The 21,249-nt window shown below is 69.7% G+C and carries 21 protein-coding genes; 10 read left to right on the forward strand and 11 right to left on the reverse strand.

Translation table 11 applies throughout. From position 1 onward, the window contains the following. Positions 1-82: 82 nt before the first annotated feature. From PHN62_RS03450 to PHN62_RS03460, 3 genes are all read right to left on the reverse strand, one after another. Positions 83-661: a nitroreductase family protein gene (locus tag PHN62_RS03450; RefSeq protein WP_300146318.1), complete on the reverse strand. Its 579-nt coding sequence runs from the start codon at positions 659-661 to the stop codon at positions 83-85. A 102-nt stretch (positions 662-763) separates the two neighbouring features. After that, positions 764-1,522, reverse strand: a complete 759-nt coding sequence (locus tag PHN62_RS03455; RefSeq protein WP_300146321.1) for a YggS family pyridoxal phosphate-dependent enzyme — start codon at positions 1,520-1,522, stop codon at positions 764-766. A 33-nt stretch (positions 1,523-1,555) separates the two neighbouring features. Then, entirely contained in the window at positions 1,556-3,259 is a 1,704-nt protein-coding gene (locus PHN62_RS03460; protein WP_300146324.1) for a bifunctional diguanylate cyclase/phosphodiesterase, read from the reverse strand. Between the two features lie 179 nt (positions 3,260-3,438). On the opposite strand from PHN62_RS03460, the gene PHN62_RS03465 reads away from it, so the two are divergent. After that, a complete protein-coding gene (locus PHN62_RS03465) occupies positions 3,439-4,023 on the forward strand; it encodes a DNA-3-methyladenine glycosylase I (RefSeq protein ID WP_300146327.1) in 585 nt (194 codons plus the stop codon). 57 nt (positions 4,024-4,080) lie between these two features. On the opposite strand, the gene PHN62_RS03470 is transcribed toward PHN62_RS03465, so the two are convergent. Then, positions 4,081-4,962: a branched-chain amino acid aminotransferase gene (locus PHN62_RS03470; protein WP_300146330.1), complete on the reverse strand. Its 882-nt coding sequence runs from the start codon at positions 4,960-4,962 to the stop codon at positions 4,081-4,083. Positions 4,963-5,150: 188 nt separating this feature from the next. Between PHN62_RS03470 and PHN62_RS03475 the strand changes: the two genes are divergently transcribed. From PHN62_RS03475 to PHN62_RS03485, 3 genes are all read left to right on the forward strand, one after another. Continuing rightward, positions 5,151-5,681, forward strand: coding sequence for a MarR family transcriptional regulator (locus PHN62_RS03475; RefSeq protein ID WP_300146332.1), 531 nt, complete (start codon positions 5,151-5,153; stop codon positions 5,679-5,681). After that, positions 5,678-6,385: a response regulator gene (locus tag PHN62_RS03480; RefSeq protein WP_300146335.1), complete on the forward strand. Its 708-nt coding sequence runs from the start codon at positions 5,678-5,680 to the stop codon at positions 6,383-6,385. The genes PHN62_RS03475 and PHN62_RS03480 overlap by 4 nt, the downstream gene beginning before the upstream one ends. Positions 6,386-6,513: 128 nt before the next feature. Next, positions 6,514-6,831, forward strand: coding sequence for a hypothetical protein (locus tag PHN62_RS03485; RefSeq protein ID WP_300146338.1), 318 nt, complete (start codon positions 6,514-6,516; stop codon positions 6,829-6,831). A gap of 186 nt (positions 6,832-7,017) precedes the next feature. Here the strand turns inward: PHN62_RS03485 and PHN62_RS03490 are convergent, their stop codons facing one another. The 4 genes from PHN62_RS03490 to PHN62_RS03505 all read right to left on the reverse strand — a co-directional run bounded on the left by PHN62_RS03490 (position 7,018) and on the right by PHN62_RS03505 (position 11,933). Beyond that, a complete protein-coding gene (locus PHN62_RS03490) occupies positions 7,018-7,542 on the reverse strand; it encodes a CarD family transcriptional regulator (RefSeq protein ID WP_300146341.1) in 525 nt (174 codons plus the stop codon). A 419-nt stretch (positions 7,543-7,961) separates the two neighbouring features. Next, a complete protein-coding gene (fdxA, locus tag PHN62_RS03495) occupies positions 7,962-8,300 on the reverse strand; it encodes a ferredoxin FdxA (protein ID WP_300146344.1) in 339 nt (112 codons plus the stop codon). A 53-nt stretch (positions 8,301-8,353) separates the two neighbouring features. After that, complete coding sequence (locus tag PHN62_RS03500) at positions 8,354-8,728, reverse strand: S4 domain-containing protein (RefSeq protein ID WP_300146347.1); 375 nt, start codon at positions 8,726-8,728, stop codon at positions 8,354-8,356. Between the two features lie 10 nt (positions 8,729-8,738). Beyond that, a complete protein-coding gene (locus PHN62_RS03505) occupies positions 8,739-11,933 on the reverse strand; it encodes a helicase-related protein (protein ID WP_300146349.1) in 3,195 nt (1,064 codons plus the stop codon). 216 nt (positions 11,934-12,149) lie between these two features. Here PHN62_RS03505 and PHN62_RS03510 point away from each other — a divergent pair, with 216 nt between their 5' ends. The 3 genes from PHN62_RS03510 (at position 12,150) to PHN62_RS03520 (ending at position 14,508) form a co-directional block, all read left to right on the forward strand. Then, positions 12,150-12,590: a hypothetical protein gene (locus PHN62_RS03510; RefSeq protein WP_300146352.1), complete on the forward strand. Its 441-nt coding sequence runs from the start codon at positions 12,150-12,152 to the stop codon at positions 12,588-12,590. A gap of 291 nt (positions 12,591-12,881) precedes the next feature. Further along, the gene (locus tag PHN62_RS03515) at positions 12,882-13,475 is read left to right on the forward strand and encodes a hypothetical protein (RefSeq protein WP_300146354.1); all 594 of its coding nucleotides are present in this window, start codon (positions 12,882-12,884) and stop codon (positions 13,473-13,475) included. Positions 13,476-13,908: 433 nt separating this feature from the next. After that, entirely contained in the window at positions 13,909-14,508 is a 600-nt protein-coding gene (locus tag PHN62_RS03520) for a hypothetical protein (RefSeq protein WP_300146357.1), read from the forward strand. A gap of 141 nt (positions 14,509-14,649) precedes the next feature. On the opposite strand, the gene rarD is transcribed toward PHN62_RS03520, so the two are convergent. Next, positions 14,650-15,534: an EamA family transporter RarD gene (gene rarD, locus PHN62_RS03525; RefSeq protein WP_300146360.1), complete on the reverse strand. Its 885-nt coding sequence runs from the start codon at positions 15,532-15,534 to the stop codon at positions 14,650-14,652. Positions 15,535-15,617: 83 nt separating this feature from the next. Beyond that, positions 15,618-16,223, reverse strand: coding sequence for a superoxide dismutase (locus PHN62_RS03530; RefSeq protein WP_300146362.1), 606 nt, complete (start codon positions 16,221-16,223; stop codon positions 15,618-15,620). A 323-nt stretch (positions 16,224-16,546) separates the two neighbouring features. On the opposite strand from PHN62_RS03530, the gene PHN62_RS03535 reads away from it, so the two are divergent. From PHN62_RS03535 to dapB, 3 genes are all read left to right on the forward strand, one after another. Then, positions 16,547-16,852, forward strand: coding sequence for a hypothetical protein (locus PHN62_RS03535; RefSeq protein WP_300146365.1), 306 nt, complete (start codon positions 16,547-16,549; stop codon positions 16,850-16,852). A gap of 7 nt (positions 16,853-16,859) precedes the next feature. Then, positions 16,860-17,462, forward strand: a complete 603-nt coding sequence (locus tag PHN62_RS03540) for a CDP-alcohol phosphatidyltransferase family protein (RefSeq protein WP_300146368.1) — start codon at positions 16,860-16,862, stop codon at positions 17,460-17,462. 95 nt (positions 17,463-17,557) lie between these two features. After that, entirely contained in the window at positions 17,558-18,379 is an 822-nt protein-coding gene (gene dapB, locus PHN62_RS03545; protein WP_300146371.1) for a 4-hydroxy-tetrahydrodipicolinate reductase, read from the forward strand. A 5-nt stretch (positions 18,380-18,384) separates the two neighbouring features. On the opposite strand, the gene ppdK is transcribed toward dapB, so the two are convergent. Beyond that, on the reverse strand, positions 18,385-21,117 hold the full coding sequence (gene ppdK / locus PHN62_RS03550; protein WP_300146374.1) for a pyruvate, phosphate dikinase: 2,733 nt from the start codon (positions 21,115-21,117) through the stop codon (positions 18,385-18,387). Between the last annotated feature and the right edge of the window lie 132 nt (positions 21,118-21,249).

Genomic DNA, 21,249 nt, shown 5'->3' on the forward strand with positions numbered 1-21,249 from the left:
GAAGGGCGGGGGTCTTTTCATGAGCGCGGGCGGAGGATCTTCGGCGCCCTGAAGGCGCGGATTCCCTCGGGCCCCGGAGGCTTCAGCCCTCCCAGAGGGTCAGCTTCTCGGCGGAGGTGGGGCGCGGCGGCTGGGGGAAGGGGACGGAGGGCGTCCCCATCACCAGGAATCCCACCAGACGCTCTTCCGGCGCGAGCTTGAAGGCCGTCCGCAGCGTCTGCGACTCGAGGCGCGGGCCCGAGATCACCATGGCGCGCCAGCCGAAGGCCTCGGCGGCGAGGTGCATGTTCTGCATGGCCGCCCCGACGCTCAGCCATTGATCCGTTTCGGAGATGTGATCGCGCTCCGGTTCGATCCGGGCGATGAGCGCGATGGTCTCCGATCCCCAGATTCCCTTCATGCGGGTCGTGGCGAGGTGCTCCGCCGAGGCTTCCGGGCGGATCTCCTTCTCGGCGACGGCGAAGCGCTCGCCGAGGGTCTCGCGCAGGCCGGTGGGGATGTAGACGAAGCGCCAGGGCCGCAGGAGCCCATGGTCGGGCGCGGCGCAGCCTGCGTCCACGATGGCGCGGATCTGGTCGAGGGAGGGGCCGGGCGCGCCCGTCTCCATGCGGCGGGGCGAAACCGAGCGGCGCGCGTGGAGCGCGTCGAGAACAGCGGACATGACGAGGCCTTTCAGCTTTCGGGAAGGCGCGGCCCTCCCGCGCGCCGAAGGCCCATGGGTAGGCGCGGCGCGGCGCCGAGGTCAAGCGCGGCGGCGGAGCCCTCAGGCGGGCGTGATCGAGGGCCCCGGATTCCGCGCCCCGAAGAGCGCCGACCCCAGCCGCAGGATGGTCGCGCCTTCCTCGACGGCGGCCTCGAAATCTCCGGACATGCCCATGGAGAGCGCGCGGATCTCGGGATGCGCCCCGACGGCTTCGTCGCGCAGACGCCGCAGCAGGCGGAAGCATTCCCGGATGCGGGCCTGATCTTCGGTCAGGGCGGCGAGGGTCATCAGGCCCCTGGGTCTGAGCCGAGCGAAGCGGGGCAGGGCGTCGAGGAATTCGGGCAGGGCCTCGGGGGGCAGGCCGGACTTGCTCTCCTCGCCGGAGGTGTTGACCTGCACCAGAACTTCAAGCGCGCGGCCCTCGGCTTCGAGGCGCCTGTCCAGCGCCTCGGCGAGCTTCAGCGAATCCAGCGCGTGGAATTCATGGGCGAAGCGGAGCATCTGGTTGATCTTGTTGCTCTGGAGATGGCCGATGACGCTCCAGCGGGCGGAGGTTCCGGCCAGCTCCGCGGATTTCTCCAGGCCTTCCTGGACCTTGTTCTCGCCGAAATCGGAGATCCCCGCCGCCAGAGCCGCCCGCAGCGCGGACGCGGGCACGGTCTTGCTGACGGCCAGAAGCCGGATCTCCGCCGGATCGCGTCCGGCGCGCAGGGCGGCCGCCGCGATGCGTTCGCGCAGGCCCGCGAGATTGCGGGCGAAGGTCTCCTGGGGATCGGCGCCGAAGCGGTCGATCTCTTCGGGGGAAAGTCTCTGGCTCATGGGCCGAGAGTTAGGCCGCCCCGGCGCGGAGGGTCAAGCGCCTTCCGCCTTGCCGAGCGCGCTCCGCGAGCGGTCGAGGTCGCGCAGCCATGCGGGATGCAGCTCCGGACGCCCGAAATGATAGCCCTGGAGGCAATCGACGCCCAGTTCGCGCAAGGTCTTGGCCTCCGCCTCGCCGACCATCTCGGCGACGGTCATGATCTCGAAGTTCCGGGCGATCTCGACCAGCGTGCGCACGAGGGTGCGGTTGTCGGGATTGTTCTCCACGCCCTTCACGAAGACGCCGTCGATCTTCACGATGTCGATCTTGAGCCGCTTGAAATGCCGGAAGGAGGTGTAGCCCGCGCCGAAGTCGTCGACGGCCATGGCGCAGCCGAGATTCCGCAGATTGGTGATGAAGTCGGCCGTCTGGCCGCCGTCGTGGATGGCGGTGGCCTCGGTGATCTCGACGATGAGCCGCTCGGTGAGGTCGCGGCGTTCCTCCGAAAGCTCGCGCAGGGACCGCATCCAGTCGCGGTCCAGCGCCGATTGCGGCGAGACGTTGATGCTCAGGCGCAGGTTGGGAACGTCGCGCAGGGTGGCGAAGGCCAGCTCCAGCACGCGGCGGTCCAGCATGCGCACGAGGCCGAGCTGTTCGGCCACCGGCATGAAGTCGGCGGCGGCGGAGATGCGTCCGGAAGGATCGCGCATCCGGATCAGGCATTCGTGGAAGGCCATCACCTTGGGATCGTCCGAGCGCACCACCGGCTGATAGGCCAGCGTGATGCGGTTCTCTTGCAGCGCGGTCACGATCTGTCCGGCCATGGTGATGTTGCGCCGCCGCAGCTCGGCGCCGCCGCCCCGGCTCTCGTAGATCATGAAGCTGTTGGGCCCCTGGGCGCGGGCGCGGAAGAGGGCCTCTTCGGCGGCGGCCATGGCGTCGTGGGTGGCGCGGCCGTGGTCGGGCAGCAGCGCCGCCCCCACCGAAACCGTGATGGCCACCTGTCCGGCCTGGGTGCGCACCACCGGATCGCGGGCGGCGGCCTGCATCTGGGCCACCAGCTCCTCGACTTCGGCGCGGCTGCGGTCGGGCAGGGCCACGCCGAACTTGGCGCCCGCCACCCGCCCGAGCGAATCGCCGACGCGGAGCAGCTTCTCCAGCCGCGCGCCGAGCTGCACGATGACGGCGTCGGCCACGTCGTAGCCGTAGGCGTCGTTCACCCCGGCCATGTTGTCGAGGCCGACGATCAGATAGGCCGCCGAGCCATGGGTCGCCAGAGTCCGGGCGATGACCTGAGCCAGATGCTCGCGCAGGCGCGGGCGGTTGAGATGTCCGGTGGTCTGGTCGAAGAAGGCCAGATAGGAGAGGCGGTTCTCCCGCGCGCGGCGGGCGCTGGCGTCGCGGAGCACGCCGACCAGACGGGGGCCTCTGGAATCCTCGACGAGGGTCAGACGCTCTTCGGTCCAGCGGGGAGGGACGCCCGCCGGGCAGTCCTTCCACCGGAATTCGCTGACGAGGGAGCCGCGCAGATGAGGGTCGGAGAGCCAGGCGTCGCGATTGCGGCAATCCTCGTCGTCGAGAAGGGCGCGCAGGGCGGCGCCCGTGTCGATCCGCGCGAGTCCGGGGGCGTCGAGGGCTTCTTCGGCGTTCTCCGACCAGATCAGGCGGTCGTCGGCGAGCCGCCAGACGAAGGCCGCGTCGCCCAGGCCCTTCAAGGCGAGCGCGAGATCTTCGGCGTCGATTCGCGTGCCTGTCAAAAGACGAACTCCCGCCCGCAAAGCCTCCCGCGCGCGAGGGCCCCGCGCCCCTGCGTGATCGCGTCGGAGTCATGGTATGGGCGGGGCGATCTTTCCAAACCCCTACCGGATTCGCGATAACACGACGCGCCTTGCGAAAACCCCGCCCTTTGTCTCTTTTCTCTTCCGGAGATCGCCGCATGACCGCAGCTTCAACCGTGGACCGTTGCCCCTGGTGCGGTCAGGATCCGCTTTATGTCGCCTATCACGATCAGGAATGGGGCGTGCCGGAGCATGACGGGCGGGCCCTTTATGAAAAGCTGATTCTCGACGGCTTTCAGGCGGGCCTCTCCTGGATCACGATCCTGCGCAAGCGCGCGGCCTTCCGCGCGGCCTTCGAGGGATTCGAGCCCGCGCGAATCGCGCAATGGGGCGAGCCGGAGGTGGCGCGCCTGCTCCAGAATCCGGGGATCGTGCGCCATCGCGGCAAGATAGAGGGCGCGATCAAGGGCGCCCGCGCCTGGGAGAAGATCGAGGCGCGTGAAGGATTCTCGCACTTCCTCTGGAAATTCGTGGAGGGGCGCCCGATCCGGAACGAATTCCGCAGCATGAGCGAAGTCCCGACCGCCACGGCGGAATCCACGGCGCTGGCCAAGGCTCTGAAGGCCGAGGGCTTCGTCTTCTGCGGCCCGGTGATCGTCTACGCCGCCATGCAGGCCATGGGGCTGGTCAACGACCACATGGTGGATTGTCCGCGTCACGCCGCATGCGCGGCGCTGGCCTGAACGTGAAAAGGGGCGGGGCCTCGCGGCTCCGCCCCTGTCCCGATCCGGCCTTGCGGCTCAGATGGAGATCTTGCCGCGCACGAGGTCGGCGTAATCCTGCACGACCTGCCGGGTCAGCGCGCCGACCTCGTAATTATAGGGCCCGATCTCGGCGACCGGCGTGACCTCGGCGGCGGAGCCGGTGAGGAAGCATTGCTCGAAGCTCTCCAGCTCGTTGGGCAGGATCGCCCGCTCGACCACCTCGATCTGACGATGGCGCAGGATGTCGATCACCGTCTGACGCGTCAGGCCGTTGAGGAAGCAGTCCGGCGTCGGAGTGTGGACCTTGCCGTCCTTCACGAAGAAGGCGTTGGCGCCGGTGGCCTCGGCGATCTGGCCGCGATAGTCGAGCATCATGGCGTCGGCGTAGCCCTTGGCTTCGGCGGCGTGCTTGGACATCGTGGCGATCATGTAGAGCCCCGAGGCCTTCGCCTGGGAGGGCGCGGTGTCGGGCGCCGGACGGCGCCAGTCGGCCATGGTCAGGCGGATGCCCTTGAGCTCGCCCGCGAAATAGGCGCCCCAGGCCCAGGCCGCGATGGCGAGGTGGATCTTGTTGTTCTGGGCCGCGACGCCCATCATCTCCGAGCCGCGCCAGGCCAGGGCGCGGATGTATCCGTCCACGAGGCCGTTGGCCTTGAGCACCTCCTGCTTGGCGGCGTCGATCTCCTCGACGGAGAAGGGCACCTTGTAGCCGAGGATCCGCGCCGAATTGTGCAGACGCTCGGAATGCAGGCGCGACTTGAAGATGACGCCGCCGTAAGCGCGCTCGCCCTCGAAGACGGCCCCGGCGTAATGCAGCGCATGGGTCAGGATGTGGACGTTGGCTTCGCGCCACGGACGCAGGACGCCGTCCTGCCAGATGAATCCGTCACGGTCGTGGAAAGGCTGGGGCTGGGACATCTCATGAGATCCGATATGATTGACGGGGCGTCTCCTCCGGCCGCTTTTGTCTGGGGCCTTGCGCGAGCGGTAGCAGTCGGCTAGATTTATGTCAACATTTATGCCCTATTTCGGGGGCCGCCGTCCGACGCCCTTCCGCTGCGGGCGGCCCAGCGTTTCACCCGGAAAGCGATTCGGCAAGGACGCTCATGCCCGTCTCCTCTCACGCTCCGCCCTCCGACCGCGCCGCCACGCCGCTTTCGGTGGATCATCTGCTCTATCTGACCGACCAGAACCTGCGTCAGGGGATCGAGCTCCTGTTCTTCGCCTATCGCGACTTCACCAGCGATCCGGACGCCATCCTGCTGGAGATGGGGCTCGGGCGGGCGCATCATCGGGTGCTGCATTTCGTGGGGGGGAATCCGGGGCTGACGGTCGCCGAGCTTCTGGCCACGCTGCGCATCGCCAAGCAGTCTCTGGCGCGGGTGCTGCGCCCTCTGCAGGATCAGGGGCTGATCGCCCAGCGCGTCGGGGAGAAGGACCGCCGTCAGCGGCGGCTGCATCTGACCGAGGCGGGGGCGGCTCTGGAGAAGCGCCTCCAGGAGGCCCAGCGCCGCCGGATGCGCGCCGCCTTCCAGGCCGCCGGGCCCGAGGCCGTCGCCGGATTCCGTCGGGTGCTCGAATTGATGATCGACGAATCCGAGCGCGGCCGCGCCCTCAGCATGATCGCCCGTTCATGAAGGAGGATCCGCCGCATATCCTCGTGGTGGACGACGACGCGCGGATCCGTCAGCTGCTGGAGCGTTATCTGGCGCGTCAGGGCTGGCGGGCCAGCGGCGCCGCCGACGCCGCCGCCGCGCGACGTCTGATCGGGGCGATTCTCTTCGACCTCGTGGTGCTGGACGTGATGATGCCCGGCGAGGACGGGTTCTCGCTGGCGCGCTGGCTGCGCGAGACCGGCGGCCCGCCGAGTCTGCTCCTGACCGCGCGGGGCGAATCCGCCGACCGCATCAAGGGGCTGGAGGCCGGGGCCGACGACTACCTCGCCAAGCCCTTCGAGCCGCGCGAACTGGCCTTGCGCATCGAGGCCATCCTGAGGCGGGCTTTCCGTCCGCCGCCTCCGGCGCCGCTGACGCCCGCTCCGGAGGCGCCGCCGGAGCTGCGCTTCGGCGCCCTGACCTATGATCGCCCGCGCGGGGAGCTGCGGCGGGGCGAGGAGCCGGTCCATCTGACCGGCGCCGAGGAATCCATGCTCTCCGTCCTGGCGGAGCGGCCGCACGAGCCTCTGGAGCGGGGGGAGCTTCTGGGAGCGCTCGACGCCGGAGACGAGCGGGCGGTGGACGTCCTGGTGGCGCGTCTGCGGCGCAAGCTGGAGGACGACGCCGCCAATCCGCGCTTCCTGCGCACCGTGCGCGGGGTGGGCTATCGCCTGACGCCCGACTGAGGCGCCGCGCGGATTCCTTGCGGAAAGGCCTCTCCGGGGCGCGCGATCCTCCGTATCCTGTCTGAAAAGCGCATGACGCGGAGGAGCGTCTCTGGCAGGCTCGCCCTCTCGAAAAAGGGGAGTCGACGATGCGCATTCTCGTGTTGGGAGGGATCTCCCTCCTGATCCTGTCGGCCTGCGGGCGGGAGCCGCCTGCGCCTGCGCCGAATTTCGCCAGCCTCGACCGCGGCGAGAGCCTCGCGCTGGAGTCGGGCGGGCGCGGAGCCTATGGCACCTGGCATGCGGGGCCGGATCGCGGCGAACAGGCCACCTGCGTCGAGCCCCCCGCCGAGGCCGGGGCGACCGGATGGCTCCGCTTCGAGGCCTGCATGGGCTGGTTCAACGGCCTGACCGACCGCGCGGCCTATCAGGCGCGCCTTGAGGAGCTGGGGGCCTCCGGCGAGTGACGCCGCCCCGGGAATCCCGACCCTCCGGGCGGTCGCGCGCCCTGCGGCGATGACTCTGCGGCGATGAAAACGCCCCGCGCCGAGAGATCTCGGGCGGGGCGAAGGATCGCTTCGGAAATGAAGCGCGCGGGCGTTGAAGCAGAGGGCGCGATCCCGAAGGATCGCGGAAGGATTTCAGGCGACGGCTCAGGCGGCGCGGCGCACGAGGGCGCTCTCGACGCGCTTGACGGCGTCGGTTTCGTCGATCTTCTCGACCACGGCCAGCTCGCGGGTGAGGCGCTGGAGGGCGGCCTCGTAGAGCTGACGCTCGGAGTAGCTCTGTTCCTGCTGGTCGTCGGCGCGATGCAGGTCGCGGACCACCTCGGCGATGGAGATCAGATCGCCGGAGTTGATCTTCTGCTCGTATTCCTGCGCGCGGCGCGACCACATCACCCGCTTCACGCGGGCGCGTCCGCGCAGGGTGTCGAGGGCCTTGCCCAGGGTGTCGACGTCGGCCAGCGGGCGCATGCCGATGCTTTCCGCCTTGGCGGTGGGCACGCGGAGCGTCATCTTGTCCTTTTCGAAGGAGATGACGAAGAGTTCAAGTTTCGCGCCGGCGATTTCACGTTCCTCGATCAAAACGATGCGCCCGACGCCGTGCGTCGGGTAGACGACATATTCATTCGCCCGAAAATGAGACTTTTTCTGCGTCTTGCTTGTTGTCTTCGTCATCATGATCGCCCATAATTGTTTCGTGTTGGTGCGCCTTTACGAGACCTTCCGCTTGCGCGGACGCGCCTTGGTCCGGCGGTCGCCTTCGGGCGGACAAGTCGATGGACGCGCTCCTCCGACCGGGTCGCCCGACTCGACACGATAACGCAAGACGCACGGCGGAAAGCCGGAGCGTCTCCGTTATGTCGGGCGAATCTCGCACGTGTCCCGGAATCAGGGCGTGAAGATCGACGTGTTCTCACCAGATTATGGCATGATTATAGCATTGAGACGCGATTTTCTCAAGGCGTGAACGCTGTCTCAAAATGAATTTTGAAATGAATTTCACTCAAATGCGACGGAAGGCCGCAAGTTTCCCGGGAGGGATTCCCATCCCGGCAAGCGCCCTGACCTTTCGGTCAGGATCGCGCCGGAGGGGGTCAGTCGCCTTCGCCCGGCGCTTCGGAGAAATACTTCTCCAGCTTGCCTGATTCGCCGTCATGGGCTTCGGCGCTGGCCAGGGCGGGCTTGGCGGTGGTGAGGTTCGGCCAGAGCCCGGCGTATTTGCGGTTCAGGTCGATCCAGGATTCGAGATCGGGCTCGGTGTCGGGCCGGATCGCGTCGGCGGGGCATTCCGGTTCGCAGACGCCGCAATCGATGCATTCGTCGGGATGGATGACGAGCATGTTCTCGCCTTCGTAGAAGCAGTCCACAGGACAGACCTCGACGCAGTCGGTGTACTTGCAGTGAATGCAATTGTCGGTGACGACGTAAGTCATCGGGAGTCCCTCAAGCTCGCGGCGCCCCGGAAGACGCAGCTCCGGCGCTGTGCTTAGGCGCGCGCGTCTTTCGACGCAAGGTCTGGTTCGGCATGATCCGATCCGATTTCCTGATAGAGCGCCTGCGCCTCTCCGGCGCCGCCGCGCCGCTCGGCGAAGGCGAGCACGCGGATCAGCGCCACGTCGCGCGCCCTGCGGATGGTCAGGACGTCGCCGGGCTGGAGCGTCTGGCCGGGCTTCTCGCAGCGGACGCCGTTGCGCCGCACCGCGCCCGAGGCCACGGCTTCGGCGGCGGCGCTCCGGGTGCGGAACCAGCGCGCCGCGAAGAGCCATTTGTCGAGGCGGCGCGCGCCGCCCGGCTCCTCGGCGGATCCGGGCGCCGGCTCCTGCGGGGCGCCTCGGGCGCCGCCGCGTCCGTTCCTGCTCAAGGCCGGAGCCTCAAGTCTGGTCCTTCAGCCGCTGGAGCACGGCGAAGGGCGAATCGGAGGCTGCGCCCTTCTTCTCGCCGGCGGCGGGCGGCGGCGCGGCCACATAGGCGCGCGGGCCGCGATCCTCGGGCGGACGGCGCGCGCCGCCTCCCCGACGCTCGAAGCCGCCCTGGGGACGGCCTCCCTCGCCTTCGCGGCGGGGCGGACGCCCGCCTTCGCGGGCTTCGCGCGGCGGCCGGTCGGCGCCTTCGCTGCGGGGGCGCTGTTCGCCCTGGGGCCGGGGCTCGCCCTGGGGGCGGCCTTCTCCGCGCGGACGGTCGGGACGTCCCTCGCCTTCGCGACGGGGCGGACGATCCGCGCGCGGCTCGCGGGCTTCGCGCGGCGCGCCTTCCGCGGGGGCGGGGGCGCCGGCGCCCGCCGGACGGGGCGCGCGACGCGGACCGCCCTCGCGGCCGCCTTCCCGTCCGCCTTCGCGATTTCCTTCGCGGCGGGGGCCGCGTTCGGCGCGGGGGCGGGGGTTGTAGCGCAGGAGATAGAAGACTTCGAGCTCTTCGCGGGCGGGCTCTCTGGCCTTGGGCGCGGCCTCGGCGGCGGCTTGCGCAGGAGCCCCGGAGGGAGCCTGCGCCTCGGGAGCCTCGGCCGGAGCTTCGGCGGCGAGGGGCTCGGCGGCCTCGGCTTCAGCCGGAGCGGGCGTCCCGGCGTCGGCTTCCGGCGCGGGGGCCTGAGCCTCGGAGGCGGGGGCCTCGGGGGCCTGAGCCTCGACGGGGGGAGCGGCTTCGGGAGCGGCTCCGGCGGTCTTCGCCGATTCGGGCTTGCGCCTGGGGCGCTCGCCCTTTTCGGCGGCGTAGTTCAGCCCGGCCATGAGGTCGACGAACTGGTCCATCGTCAGGCCGGTGATGGAGAGCATTTCGAGCGAGGGCTCGAATCCGCCTCTGCCGTCGAGATTGCGGATCAGATCGGCGAGGCGCTCCAGCATGTCGATGCGGATGGCGCGCGCGCCGCTGCGCCGATAGCCCGACATCGGGTAATAGGGCGCCGGAACGCCCTCGGGCGCGAGGAAGGTGACCACGCCCGCCGGAGGCGGCGCCGGGATCTCCTCAAGCTCGCCGAAGACGCCCCAGAGCGTCAGCCTCAGCCGCGAGGCCGCAGGCTTGAGCAGCGCCGGGATGAAGATCGTGTGCTGGCCGAACCGGACGCCATGCTTGCGCAATTGTCCGCGGCCTTCCTGGTCGAGGCTCTTGACGCTGGCGGCGGCGTCGCCCGTGCGGGGCAGCACGCCGAGCGATTCGGAGAGCTGGAAGGCCACGCCGCGCGCGAGGCCGGTCATGGCCTCGTCGCCCCTGAGAGTGTTCAGGGGCTCGAAGAGGGTGGCCACGCGCCGGTCGAGCCATTGCTGGAGGCGCCTTTCGGCGCGCTCGCGGCTGACGGCCTCCAGCAGGTCGTCGGCGAAGACCCTGACCCTGGGCGCGAGGGGCTCGGCGCCCTTCACGATGCGCCCGACGACCACGTTGTCCCAGACGAGTCCGCCTTGCTCCGTGAAGTCGATCTCCGCGTCGGAGGCTGCGTAGAGCTTCTCCACGCGCTGGGTCAGCTCGGCGGCGACGGGGGCGGCGCTGGCGGCCAGAAGGGCCTTGAGCTGCGCGCCCTCGGCCTCCTTGTCCGGCTGGAAGCGCAGGCCCTCGATGCGGCCCACGAACTCGCCCTCGACGGCGACGGATCCATCTTTATCCACGCTCGCCACGAGCTCCTCCTTCTGCTTCAAGCGGCGCATCAGCAGGCTCGCGCGCCGATCGACAAAGCGTTGCGTCAACCGCGCGTGCAGCGCGTCCGACAGACGGTCTTCAAGCGCCCGGGTCGCCTCGCGCCAATGGGCGGGGTCGGCGAGCCAGTCCGGACGATGGGCCGCGTAGGTCCAGGTCCGGATATAGGCCAGACGTTTCGAAATCGCGTCGATGTCGCCGTCCGTCCGGTCGAGACGGGCCATCTGGTCGGCCATCCACTCCGTGGGTATAACGCCGCCGCCGCCGCTAAGGAACGCGTAAATGCGTTCGAGGAGGGCCGCATGCTCGTTCAAACCGCTTTTGCGGAAGTCCGGCGTCTGGCAGACCTCCCAGAGCAGCTTCGTGGCGGGGCGGCCCCGGACGGAATCGCGAATCTCCGAATCGCGCATCAGGATCCTGAGGACGCCCTCGTCGTCGGCCTCCCGCACCCGCATCAGGCCCGGCGCGGGCGGCGGCGCCTCCAGAGACTTGCGCAGGGCCTCCGGCGATCCGAACTCCAGCCTGGAGTTGCGCCACCAGAGCTGACGGACCGGCTCGACGCGGTGCTCCTCGATCTCGCGAATCATGTCGGGGTCGATGGGGCGGGCCTCGCCGGCGACGCCGAATCCGCCGTCGTTGGTGTGGCGGCCCGCGCGGCCCGCGATCTGCGAGAGCTCCGCGACCGTCAGGGGCCGGTGGCGGCGGCCGTCGAACTTCTCCAGCCCCGCGAAGAAGATCTGATGAATGTCGAGATTCAGCCCCATGCCGATGGCGTCGGTGGCCACGAGGTAATCCACCTCGCCGGACTGGAACATCTCCACCTGGGCGTTGCGGGTGCGGGGGCTCATGGCGCCCATGACCACCGCCGCTCCGCCCTTCTGACGGCGCAGCAGCTCGGCGATGGCGTAGACGTTCTCCGCCGAGAAGGCCACCACCGCCGAACGCGGCGGCAGACGCGACAGCTTCTTGGAGCCCACCCAGGAGAGGGTCGAGAGCCGCTCGCGCTGATGGATCTCGGCTTCGGGGACCAGCGCGCGGATGCGCTCGCGCATGGAGTCGGAGCCGAGGAACATCGTCTCCTGAAGTCCGCGCGCGTTGAGCAGGCGGTCGGTGAAGACATGGCCGCGCTCGGGATCGGCGCAGAGCTGGACCTCGTCCACCGCGAGGAAGTCGGCGCCCCAGTCGAGGGCCATGGCCTCCACGGTGCAGATGTAATATTTCGCCGTGGCCGGGACGATCTTCTCCTCTCCGGTCACGAGCGCGATCTGGGAGGGCCCGCGCGCGCGCACGAGCCGGTCGTAGACTTCGCGCGCGAGCAGGCGCAGGGGGAAGCCGATCACGCCGGACTTGCGTCCGAGCATGCGGTCTATGGCGAGATGGGTCTTGCCGGTGTTGGTGGGCCCGAGGATCGCGGAGACGATGCGGGGCGAAGAGAAAGCCGTCATTGCGCTCCAGGATCGAGGCTTCGCGCGGGAATCGGAAGGAGGCGCAAGGCCTGCGGAGCATCCTTCGCGGCGGGTCGGGAGGCAAGTCCTTTTTCGGGGCAGGTCAAGCGGACTTCCACCATTTATGCGCCATTCTGAAACAATAACCGCTTGCATTGTGCTTTTTTTGGACTATCCTCAACTCGTCGTTAATACTTCGAAATGGGAGATATTCCTATGGGTTCGTCCTTGGGCGGTATTGGTGGTCACGGCGGCTTCGGCGGCAAGGGCGGCTTCGGCGGCTACGGCAACCACGGCGGCTTCGGCTTCGGCGGCGGCAATCGCCCCAGCTTCGGCGGCGGCTTCGGCGGCTATGGCAACCACGGCGGCTTCGGCGGCAACCGCGGCGGCAACGGCATCAACATCGGCATCAACATCGGCGGCGGTCGCCCCGGCGTCGGCGTCGGCGTGAATGTCGGCGGCTACGGCAACCACGGCGGCTTCGGCTTCGGCGGCGGCAATCGCCCCGGCTTCGGCGGTGGTTTCGGCGGCGGCTTCGGCGGCTTCCCGGGCTTCGGCTTTGGCGGCGGCAAGGGCGGCGCGCAGGGCGGCCACGGCAGCCACGGCGGCCACAACCATGGCGGCGGCAAGCCCGGCAAGCCCGGCGTCGACTGCTGATCCGGTGATCCGGACGCGCGTCGCGGCTTGAGCCGCGACGCAGGGCGCGGCCTCCGGAAGGGGGCCGCGTCTTTTCATGGCGGCTGCGCCGCGCGCTCGTCGGGGGGAGTCTGGCGGGCGGCGGCGGGGGTCGGGGATTTCGCCTTCTGACCTGTTTCGGGACGAAGAGGGGCGGCGCTCAGACATGTTTCCTGTATAAGTAATATTTTGGGACATTATATCTTGGATAAGTAAAAAACCGGGATTATCATGGAACATGTCGTTGAAAACCCTGCATCGGGAGTGATCGGGATGTGTTCCTTGGGCAAGATCGGTTCTTCAGGCGCTCATGCGCGTGAGTCCTCCGGCGGCGGGTCCGGTTTCCGCAAGAGCTTCAATCAGGGCGGGCGCGGCGCTTCGGGCGCCCAGGTGCGCGTCGCCTCGAACGGCGACGGCCTGCGCGTCGGAGTCCGCAGCGGCGGCGTCCAGGTGGGCGTGAGCGTCGGCGGCGCCAACCGCTCCGGCGGCTTCGGCGGCTTCGGCGGCGCGAACCGTTTCGGCTCCATGGGGGGCTTCGGCGGCATGAACCGTTTCGGCGGATTCGGCGGAGCCAACCGTTTCGGCTCCATGGGCGGCTTCGGCGGCGCGAACCGTTTCGGAAGCGGCTTCGGCTCTCTGGGCGGCTTCGGCGGAGCGAATCGGTCGGGCGGCTTCGGAGCCTGCCGTCCGGGCTTCGGCGGATCGAGCGGCTCCGCCTCCTTCAGCGGCTCCTGGAGCTCGGGCGGACGCAGCTACGGCTACAGCCAGAACTACAGCTACAATCAGAATTTCTCCGGCGGCTCGAATCCCTTCGGGGGCTTCGGCGCCTGGGCCAGACAGGACAGCTGGAAGAACGCCTTCTGCTGATCTCCCCCGAACCCTTCGAGTCCCCCTCGAAGGCGTTCCGATCATGGCGCGGCTCCCGCAAGGGGGCCGCGTCGTGCTTTTCGGGCTGCTCCGCGCGCCCGGATCTCCGGCGCGGCGGCCGCCTGTCCCGATTCGGGGCGTCCGGGCGGCCTTCCTCGGGCGCGCCCTGGCGGTCTTGCCGATTCGCCCGCCCGCCTCTCCGGCTTCTCTTCACGGGCTTGATTCGCGGATCCTCACGGGGGATCCGGGCGGAGAAGGCGCGGCGCGATTTCGGGAAGCCCGGGTCGGAATGATCCGTCTGGAGGGGGCTCCGCCAGGGATGTTTTTCTCTCTATGCGTAAAAATGGATTATTCTGACACGAAACAAGCTTCCCATTTCGGAAAATCCGGCTTATGTTACTCATATCGGAACTTCCATAGGGGACTTAAATAAATGGGAATCTCCTCGAGCCTCTCGAAATCCTTCGGCTCCTCCTTCTACGGCGCGAAATCCTCCTTCTACTGCCCGCCGACCACCCCGTCGAAGCCCTCCAAGCCCACGACGCCCTCCAAGCCGACCAAGCCGGCCGCCCCCTACTGCCCGCCGGTCTCGACCAAGCCGACCACCCCCACCAAGCCGACCACCCCCACCAAGCCGACCACCCCCACGAAGCCCAGCGCTCCGGGCGTGAACATCGGCGTCGACATCAACATCGGCGGCTGGGGCGGCATCGGCGGCGGCTGGGGCGGGATCGGCGGCGGCTGGGGTTCGGGCAACACCTCGAACTACGGCTTCCAGGTCGGCGACGGGAAGAACTTCCTCTCGGGCCAGGGCCAGGGCGCCTACGAATTCGGCTTCGAGAACGGCAAGGGCTCGATCATGGCCGCGGGCAACGGCTCGGGCTTCCAGGTCGGGATCAACGGCAAGGGCGTGAGCGGCTACGCCAGCGGCACCGGCGCCTTCACCAGCTTCCAGGCGGGCGTGAACGGCGTGCTCGGCATGGGCTCCAGCGCGCTGGGCTCCTCGAAGAACCTCGCCTCGCTCTACTGCTGAGGCGCCGCGACGTTCTCCGCTTCGTCCAGCATGGTTCTTGCTGGGCGGAGCCGCCCGAGAGCGTCGTCTCTCCACGCGACGCAGCGGCGCGCGGCCCTGAACAGGGGCTGCGCGTCGTCGCGGCCGTTCCGGCTCAAGCCTTCAGAGATTCACCTGATCGGGCGCGGGGCGTCGGCCCTGCCGCCAGAGGTCGAAGCAATAGAGCCCCACCGCCGTCCAGATCACCGCGAAGGCCGCCAGCCTTCCGGCGTCGGCGGGTTCGCCGAAATGGAGCGAACAGAGAAACTGCAGCGTCGGGTTCAGATAGAACAGGATCCCGATCGTGGAGTAGGGCAGGCGCTTGGTCGCCGTGGCGAAGAGCGCCAGAGGCGCCCCCGTGACCAGCCCCGCGAAGATCAGCAAGGCGCGGTCGCTCCAATCGCCCGTGACGAAGACGCCGCCCGAAACCTTCGCCAGCCAGAAGATCGCGAAAGGCGCGACGATGGCCATTTCGAGAATCGTGCCCGCCATGGGCCCGACCGGCGTGAGCTTGCGCAGGAATCCATAGGCGACGAAGGTGATCGCCAGATAGAGCGCCAGCCAGGGCACGCCGTCGCCCGCCGCCGCCAGAGCCAGCACCGCCGCGCCCGCCAGAGCCAGAGCCACCGCCTGAAGCCGCGAGAACCGCTCCCCGAGCAGCACGTAGCCCGCGCCCGCCGCGATCAGGGGATAGATGTAATAGCCGAAGCTCGATTCGGCGGTGCGTCCCACCTGCACCGCCCAGACGAAGCCGATCCAGTTGATCGAGACGAGAAAGGCCGCCAGAGCGATCAGCCCCATGATCTTCGGCTGACGCATGGTCTCGCGGATCTGCGGGATGCGGCCGGTGAAGATCCCGATTCCAAAGAGAATCAGGCCGCCCCAGAGCCCCCGATGGGCGACGATCTCGCCCGCCGGGACATGCTCCAGAGCATGATAGAGCAAAGGCGAAAGACCCCAGCAGGCCACCGCGACGATGGCGTAGAGGAAGGGTCCGGACTTGGACATGTCGGCCTCGGCGGAGCGGGATGGAAGAGGGCCGGACCTCGCGAGAGGCCCGGCCCGGCGTCGGGATGCGCGGAGGAGGGGCCTCAGATCGCGGCGAGGCGCGCCGCGACGTCGTCCCAGTTCACGAGCTTGTTCAGGAAGTTCTCGAGGTAGCCCTGACGCTTGTTGCGGAAGTCGACGTAGTAGGAATGCTCCCAGACGTCGGAGCCGAGCAGGGCGGTCTGTCCGGCGGCGTGGAGCGGATTCTCGCCGTTGGGCGTGGAGACCACCTTCAGCGCGCCGTTCTCCGAGACCAGCCAGACCCAGCCCGAACCGAACTGCGCCAGACCGACCTTCACGAACTCGGCCTTGAAGCCCTCGACCGAGCCGAAGGCCTTCGTGAGGGCCTCGGCCAGAGCCGCAGGAGGCTCGCCGCCGCCGGCGGGCTTCATCCAGCTCCAGAACTGGACGTGGTTCCAGTGCTGGGCGGCGTTGTTGAACAGGCCCTTGAGTCTGGCGTCGCCATGGCTGGCGCGGACGACCTCCTCCAGGGTCTTGTCCTCGAGGCCCGTGCCGACGATCAGCTTGTTGGCGTTGTCCACGTAGGCCTTGTGATGGAGGTCGTGATGCAGCTTCAGCGTTTCTTCGGACATGCCGGCGGACGCGAGCGCGTCATGAGCGTAAGGCAGGTCGGGCAGGGTGAAGGTCATGAAAGACTCCTGTTGCGGCCGGGGCGGGCGCATCGCCTCTGCGGAGCGCCCGCGCGAAGACGGGCGGCATGGTAAGGGCCGCCCAGGTTCTTGACCATGGGTTTGAACATCCTGAAGAAGAAGGCGCAAGGGGGTTCCGCGCGGGCCGGGCCCTCGGGAGCCTCTCCCGGAGGGGGCTTGCGCGAACGTGAGGAGCCGGGGGCGAGGCCCTGCGTCCGGGGGTCTTTTCAGGAGGCCGAGGAACGCTTATCTTCCGGAGAGCGGCGCGCCTGGGCGCGCCCGACCGGGCCGCGAGGCCCACGAGATTTCCAGGGAGCGATCTCATGCCGAACCGGGTTTTCATCTTCTCGACGCCGCGCGCGCCGCGGGGGATTCTGGCGACCATGGGGGCGCTGGCTCTGGGCGGCGTGCTGATCGCGGCGGCGGTGGTCGCTTCGGCGGCCCTGCTGGTGATCGGCGGCGGCGCGGCTCTGGCGCTGGGCCTCTGGGCGAAGCTCCGGGGGGGCGCGGCGAAGTCGACCGAAGCCCGCGAGGAGCCCGGCCCCTTCACCCGTCCGGACGGCGTGATCGAGGGCGTGCGCTACGCCGAGGTCCGCGTCGAGGACCGCCGCCGTCAGCCGCCGCGCTGAGGCCGGGGTGCTTGAACAGCGTCTGAGGACGCTCGTCGATCCTTTCATGAACCGCATGGGCCGACGCGCCGCCCTGCTCGGAGCCCGCGCCGATTCGGTCAGCTGGGCGGCTTTCGGCTGCATGGTCGCGGCCGCCGCGCTGATCGCCTTCGGCTGGTCCTGGCTCGGGCTGCTGCCTCTGGCGGCGGCGGGGTTCCTCGGGGGCCTCGACGGGGCCGTGGCGCGGGCCACCATCGGCACCGACCGGGGCGCCTTCCTCAACGATTCGCTGAACGTCGCGGGGCCCGCCCTGGCGGTTCTCGGCTTCGGGATCCAGGCTCCGGCGGCGCATGGACTGGCGGCGGCGGCCCTGCTGACCGCTTGGGGCGTCTGGTCGGCGGCGACTCTCGCCTATGACCTGCACGCCGCGCGCCGCGCCGCCGACCGCGCGGGATTCCGCGGCGAGGCCGATCCTTGGCCCGTCCGGCGGCTGGAGAGATGGTCGGTCTACGCGGCGCTCGGGCTTCTGTGTCTTCTGCCGGGAGTCTTCCCCTGGCTGGCGGGGCTTCTCGCCTTCGCGCTGTTCGCGGCGACGGTCGCGCGCTTCAACGAGGGGCTGGAGCGGCTCTGAGCGCGCTGCGGAAGAAAAGCCCTTGCGCGAGGGCTCTTGCGCGTCGGGCCGCGCCGCGTTAGCCCGGTTCTCCCGTTCAGAGGAGAGCCCGCATCATGTCATCGCCGATCCGCATCGCCGTCCTTGGGGCCTCGGGCCGCATGGGGCGGGTTCTGGCCGCCCAGGTTCTGGGGACCGAAGGCGCCGAGCTCTCCGGGCTCACGGAGCGCCCCGGCCATCCCTGGATCGGTCAGGACGGCGGCGAGGTGCTGGGATTCGGCCGCAAGCTCGGGATCCTGGTGACGGACGACCCTCTGCCTGTCTTTGCGAACAGCCACGCCGCGCTCGACTTCACCGCGCCCGCCGCCACGCTGGAGCATGCGGATCTGGCGGCTCAGGCGCGATTGGTCCATGTGATCGGCACCACCGGATTCGTTCCGGAGCAGCTCCCGCGGCTCGAGGCTGCGGCGCGTCACGCGGTGCTGATCCGGGCGGGCAACATGTCGCTCGGCGTGAATCTGCTGACCCTGCTGACGAAGCGCGTGGCGCAGGCTCTGGACGCGGATTTCGACGTCGAGATTCTCGAAACCCACCACAACAGGAAGGTGGACGCGCCTTCGGGCACCGCCCTGATGCTCGGCGAGGCGGCGGCGGCGGGGCGGGGCGTGAACCTCGCGGAGGTCTCGGACCGGGGCCGCGACGGCGAGCCTGGCGCGCGTCGGCGGGGCGACATCGGCTTCGCGAGCCTGAGGGCGGGCGACGTGGTGGGCGAGCATGAAGTGATCTTCGCCGCGCCCGGCGAGCGGATCGTGCTGAAGCACGTCGCCACCGACCGCAGCCTCTTCGCGCGGGGCGCCGTGAAGGCCGCCTTCTGGGGCCAGACGCAGAAGCCCGGCGAATACGACATGCTCGACGTGCTGGGCCTGAAGGAGGGCTGAAGGCTTCAGACCTGGGCGGGGGGCGGCTTGACCGCCGCCCTCTCGGCCCGGATCGCCGCCTGAGCCGCCGCCAGACGCGCCAGAGGCGCCCGATAGGGCGAACAGGAGACGTAATCCACGCCCATCTCGTGGAAATGGGCCACGGCCTCGGGATCGGCGCCGTGCTCGCCGCAGACGCCGAGCAGCAGGCCCGGCTTGCGGCTGCGTCCCCGCTCCACGGCCAGCCGCATCAGCTCGCCCACCCCCACCTCGTCGAAGACGTGGAAGGGATCCGCCGACAGCGCTCCCGCCGCGATGTAGTCGCGCATGAAGCGCCCCGCGTCGTCGCGCGAGAGGCCGAAGGTCATCTGGGTCAGGTCGTTGGTGCCGAAGGTGAAGAAGTCGCAATCCTCCGCGAGGTCCTCCGCCCGCAGCGCCGCGCGCGGAGTCTCGATCATCGCCCCGAGCCGCCAGTCCAGAGCCCCGGCGGGCGCGTCGCGCTCCGTGAGCACGCGGCGGGCGGTCTCCTCGATCTGGCGGCGCAGGAGGCTCATCTCGCTGCGGGTCGAGAGGAAGGGGAGGATGATCTCCAGAGGCTTGGGCGCCAGAGGCCCGAGGTCGAGCGCCGCCTCGAAGGCCGCGCGGGCCTGGGCCTCGTAGATCTCGGGATAGAGCACGCCGATCCGGCAGCCGCGCCGCCCGAGCATCGGATTGAACTCGGCGAGATCCGCCGCCCGCGCCGCCACCGCCTCCGCCGAGACGCCCAGAGAGGCCGCCGTCTCGGCCATCTCCTCGGGAGTCCTCGGCAGGAACTCATGCAGCGGCGGGTCCATCAGACGCAGCGCCACCGGCCGCCCCGCCATGGGCCGGAACAGGGCTTCGAGATCGGCCCTCTGCGCCGCCCCGAGCTTCTCCAGAGCCGCGCGGCGTTCATGGGGATCGCTGGCGAGGATCGTCTCGCGCAGGGGCGTCAGGCGGCCCGTCGAGAAGAGCGCCTGCTCGCTGCGGCAGAGCCCGATTCCCTCGGCGCCGAACTTCAGCGCCTGTTCGGCTTCGGCGGGGGCGTCGACGTTGGCCCGCACCCCCAGACGCCGCCGGGCGTCGGCCCAGCCCATGAGCCGCTCGAAGGCCTCCTCCTGGGGCGGAGGAATCAGCGGCATGGCGCCGAAGAGCGCCTCGCCCGCCGTGCCGTCGAGGGTCAGCGGATCGCCGCGCCGGATGATCCGTCCGCCCGGCAGACGCGCCAGCCCCTCGCCTTCGAAGATCCGCAATTCTCCGGCGCCGCAGACGCAGGGCTTCCCGAGCCCCCGCGCGATGACCGCCGCATGGCTGGTCATGCCGCCGCGGGCGGTCAGCACGCCGTCGGCGGCGTAGATGCCGCGGATGTCCTCGGGGCTGGTCTCGGCGCGGATGAGGATCGACGGACGCCCCGAACGCGCCAGAGCCTCGGCCTCGGCGGCGCTGAAGACCGCCTCGCCCACCGCCGCCCCCGGAGAAGCCGCCAGCCCTCGCGCCGCCGTCTCGCGCCGCGCGGCGGGATCGACGCCCGGATGGAGCAGCCGCTCCAGCAGGGCGGGGGCCACGCGCATCAGGGCGTCGTCGCGCGAGATCAGCCCCTCGGAGGCCAGATCCGCCGCGATGCGCAAGGCCGCCCGGGGCGTGCGCTGGGCCGGGCGGGTCTGGAGGAGGAAGAGCCTTCCGGCCTCCACGGTGAATTCGACGTCCTGCACGTCGAGCCGCGCGGCCTCCAGCCTGCGGCAGGCTTCGGTCAGGTCGGCGTAGGCGCCGGGGACGGTCTCCTCCAGCGAGAGGGCGCGTCCGCCGAGGGCCTCGCGGGCGGCCCTCGACAGGGGACGCGGCGTGCGCAGCCCCGAAACCACCTCCTCGCCCTGAGCCTGCGGCAGATATTCCCCGAAGAGTCCCGGCGCGCCGGTCGAGGGGTCGCGGGTGAAGACGACTCCGGTGGCGGAATCCGGCCCGAGGTTCCCGAAGGCCATGGCCTGCACCACCACCGCCGAGCCCATGTCCTGCGGCAGCTTGTTGAGGCTCCGCCAGGCGCGGGCGCGGGCGCCCTCGGCGCTGGCCCAGACGGCCTTGATCGCGAGCGCGAGCTGTTCGCGGGGCGAATCGGGCAGGCTGGCGGCCTCCTCCTCTTCGAGGATGCGCTCGAAGCGCTCCAGCGCCTCGGCCCAGTCGGCGGCGGAGAGGTCGGAGTCCTCGCGCAGGTCGCGTTCCTCCTTGAGCTCGTCGAGGGCCTCCTCGAAGAGGTCGGGCTCGATGTCGAAGGCGATCTCCGCGAGGGCGGGCAGCAGACGCCGCCGGCAATCCAGCGCGAAGCCGAGATTCCCCCCCGCCCGCATGGCCAGTCCTGCGGTGGCCTCGCGCGTCAGCCCGACGTTGAGCAGCGTGTCCATCATCCCCGGCATCGAGACCGGCGGCGAGGAGCGCACCGAAACCAGCAGAGGCCGCCCCGGATCCGAGAAGCTCAGGCCGGCGGCCTCCTCCAGCCAGCCGAGCGCCGCCTCGATCTCGGCCCAGAGATCGGGGCCGATCTCGCCCCGGGCCTCCCGCCCCGCCTCCAGCGAGATGACGAAGCCCGGTTTGGTCGGCAGGCCCAGCCGCGCCAGTTCGCAGAGCTGCGATCCCTTGCCGCCCAGACTCGGCGCATCGGCGGCGGAGCCCTCCGAGAGCCCGGCGCCGAAACGCGCGACAGGCCGCCACAGAGGAGCCCGGGAGAGAGGGGGAGGGTTGATCGTCATGATCCCGCCTTGAATTTGCGCTTGGCTCCGCTTGTGGCGCCGCAGGCTCCCCGGCGCAAGCGGCGGAGGGGGGCGCCCTTATGCGGATGAACGACGGGGCCTTCGGGAGGCTTTGTTTTTTGAGTGACGTTC

The organism is Neomegalonema sp. (assembly GCF_028688855.1).
Taxonomy (GTDB): domain Bacteria; phylum Pseudomonadota; class Alphaproteobacteria; order Rhodobacterales; family Rhodobacteraceae; genus Neomegalonema.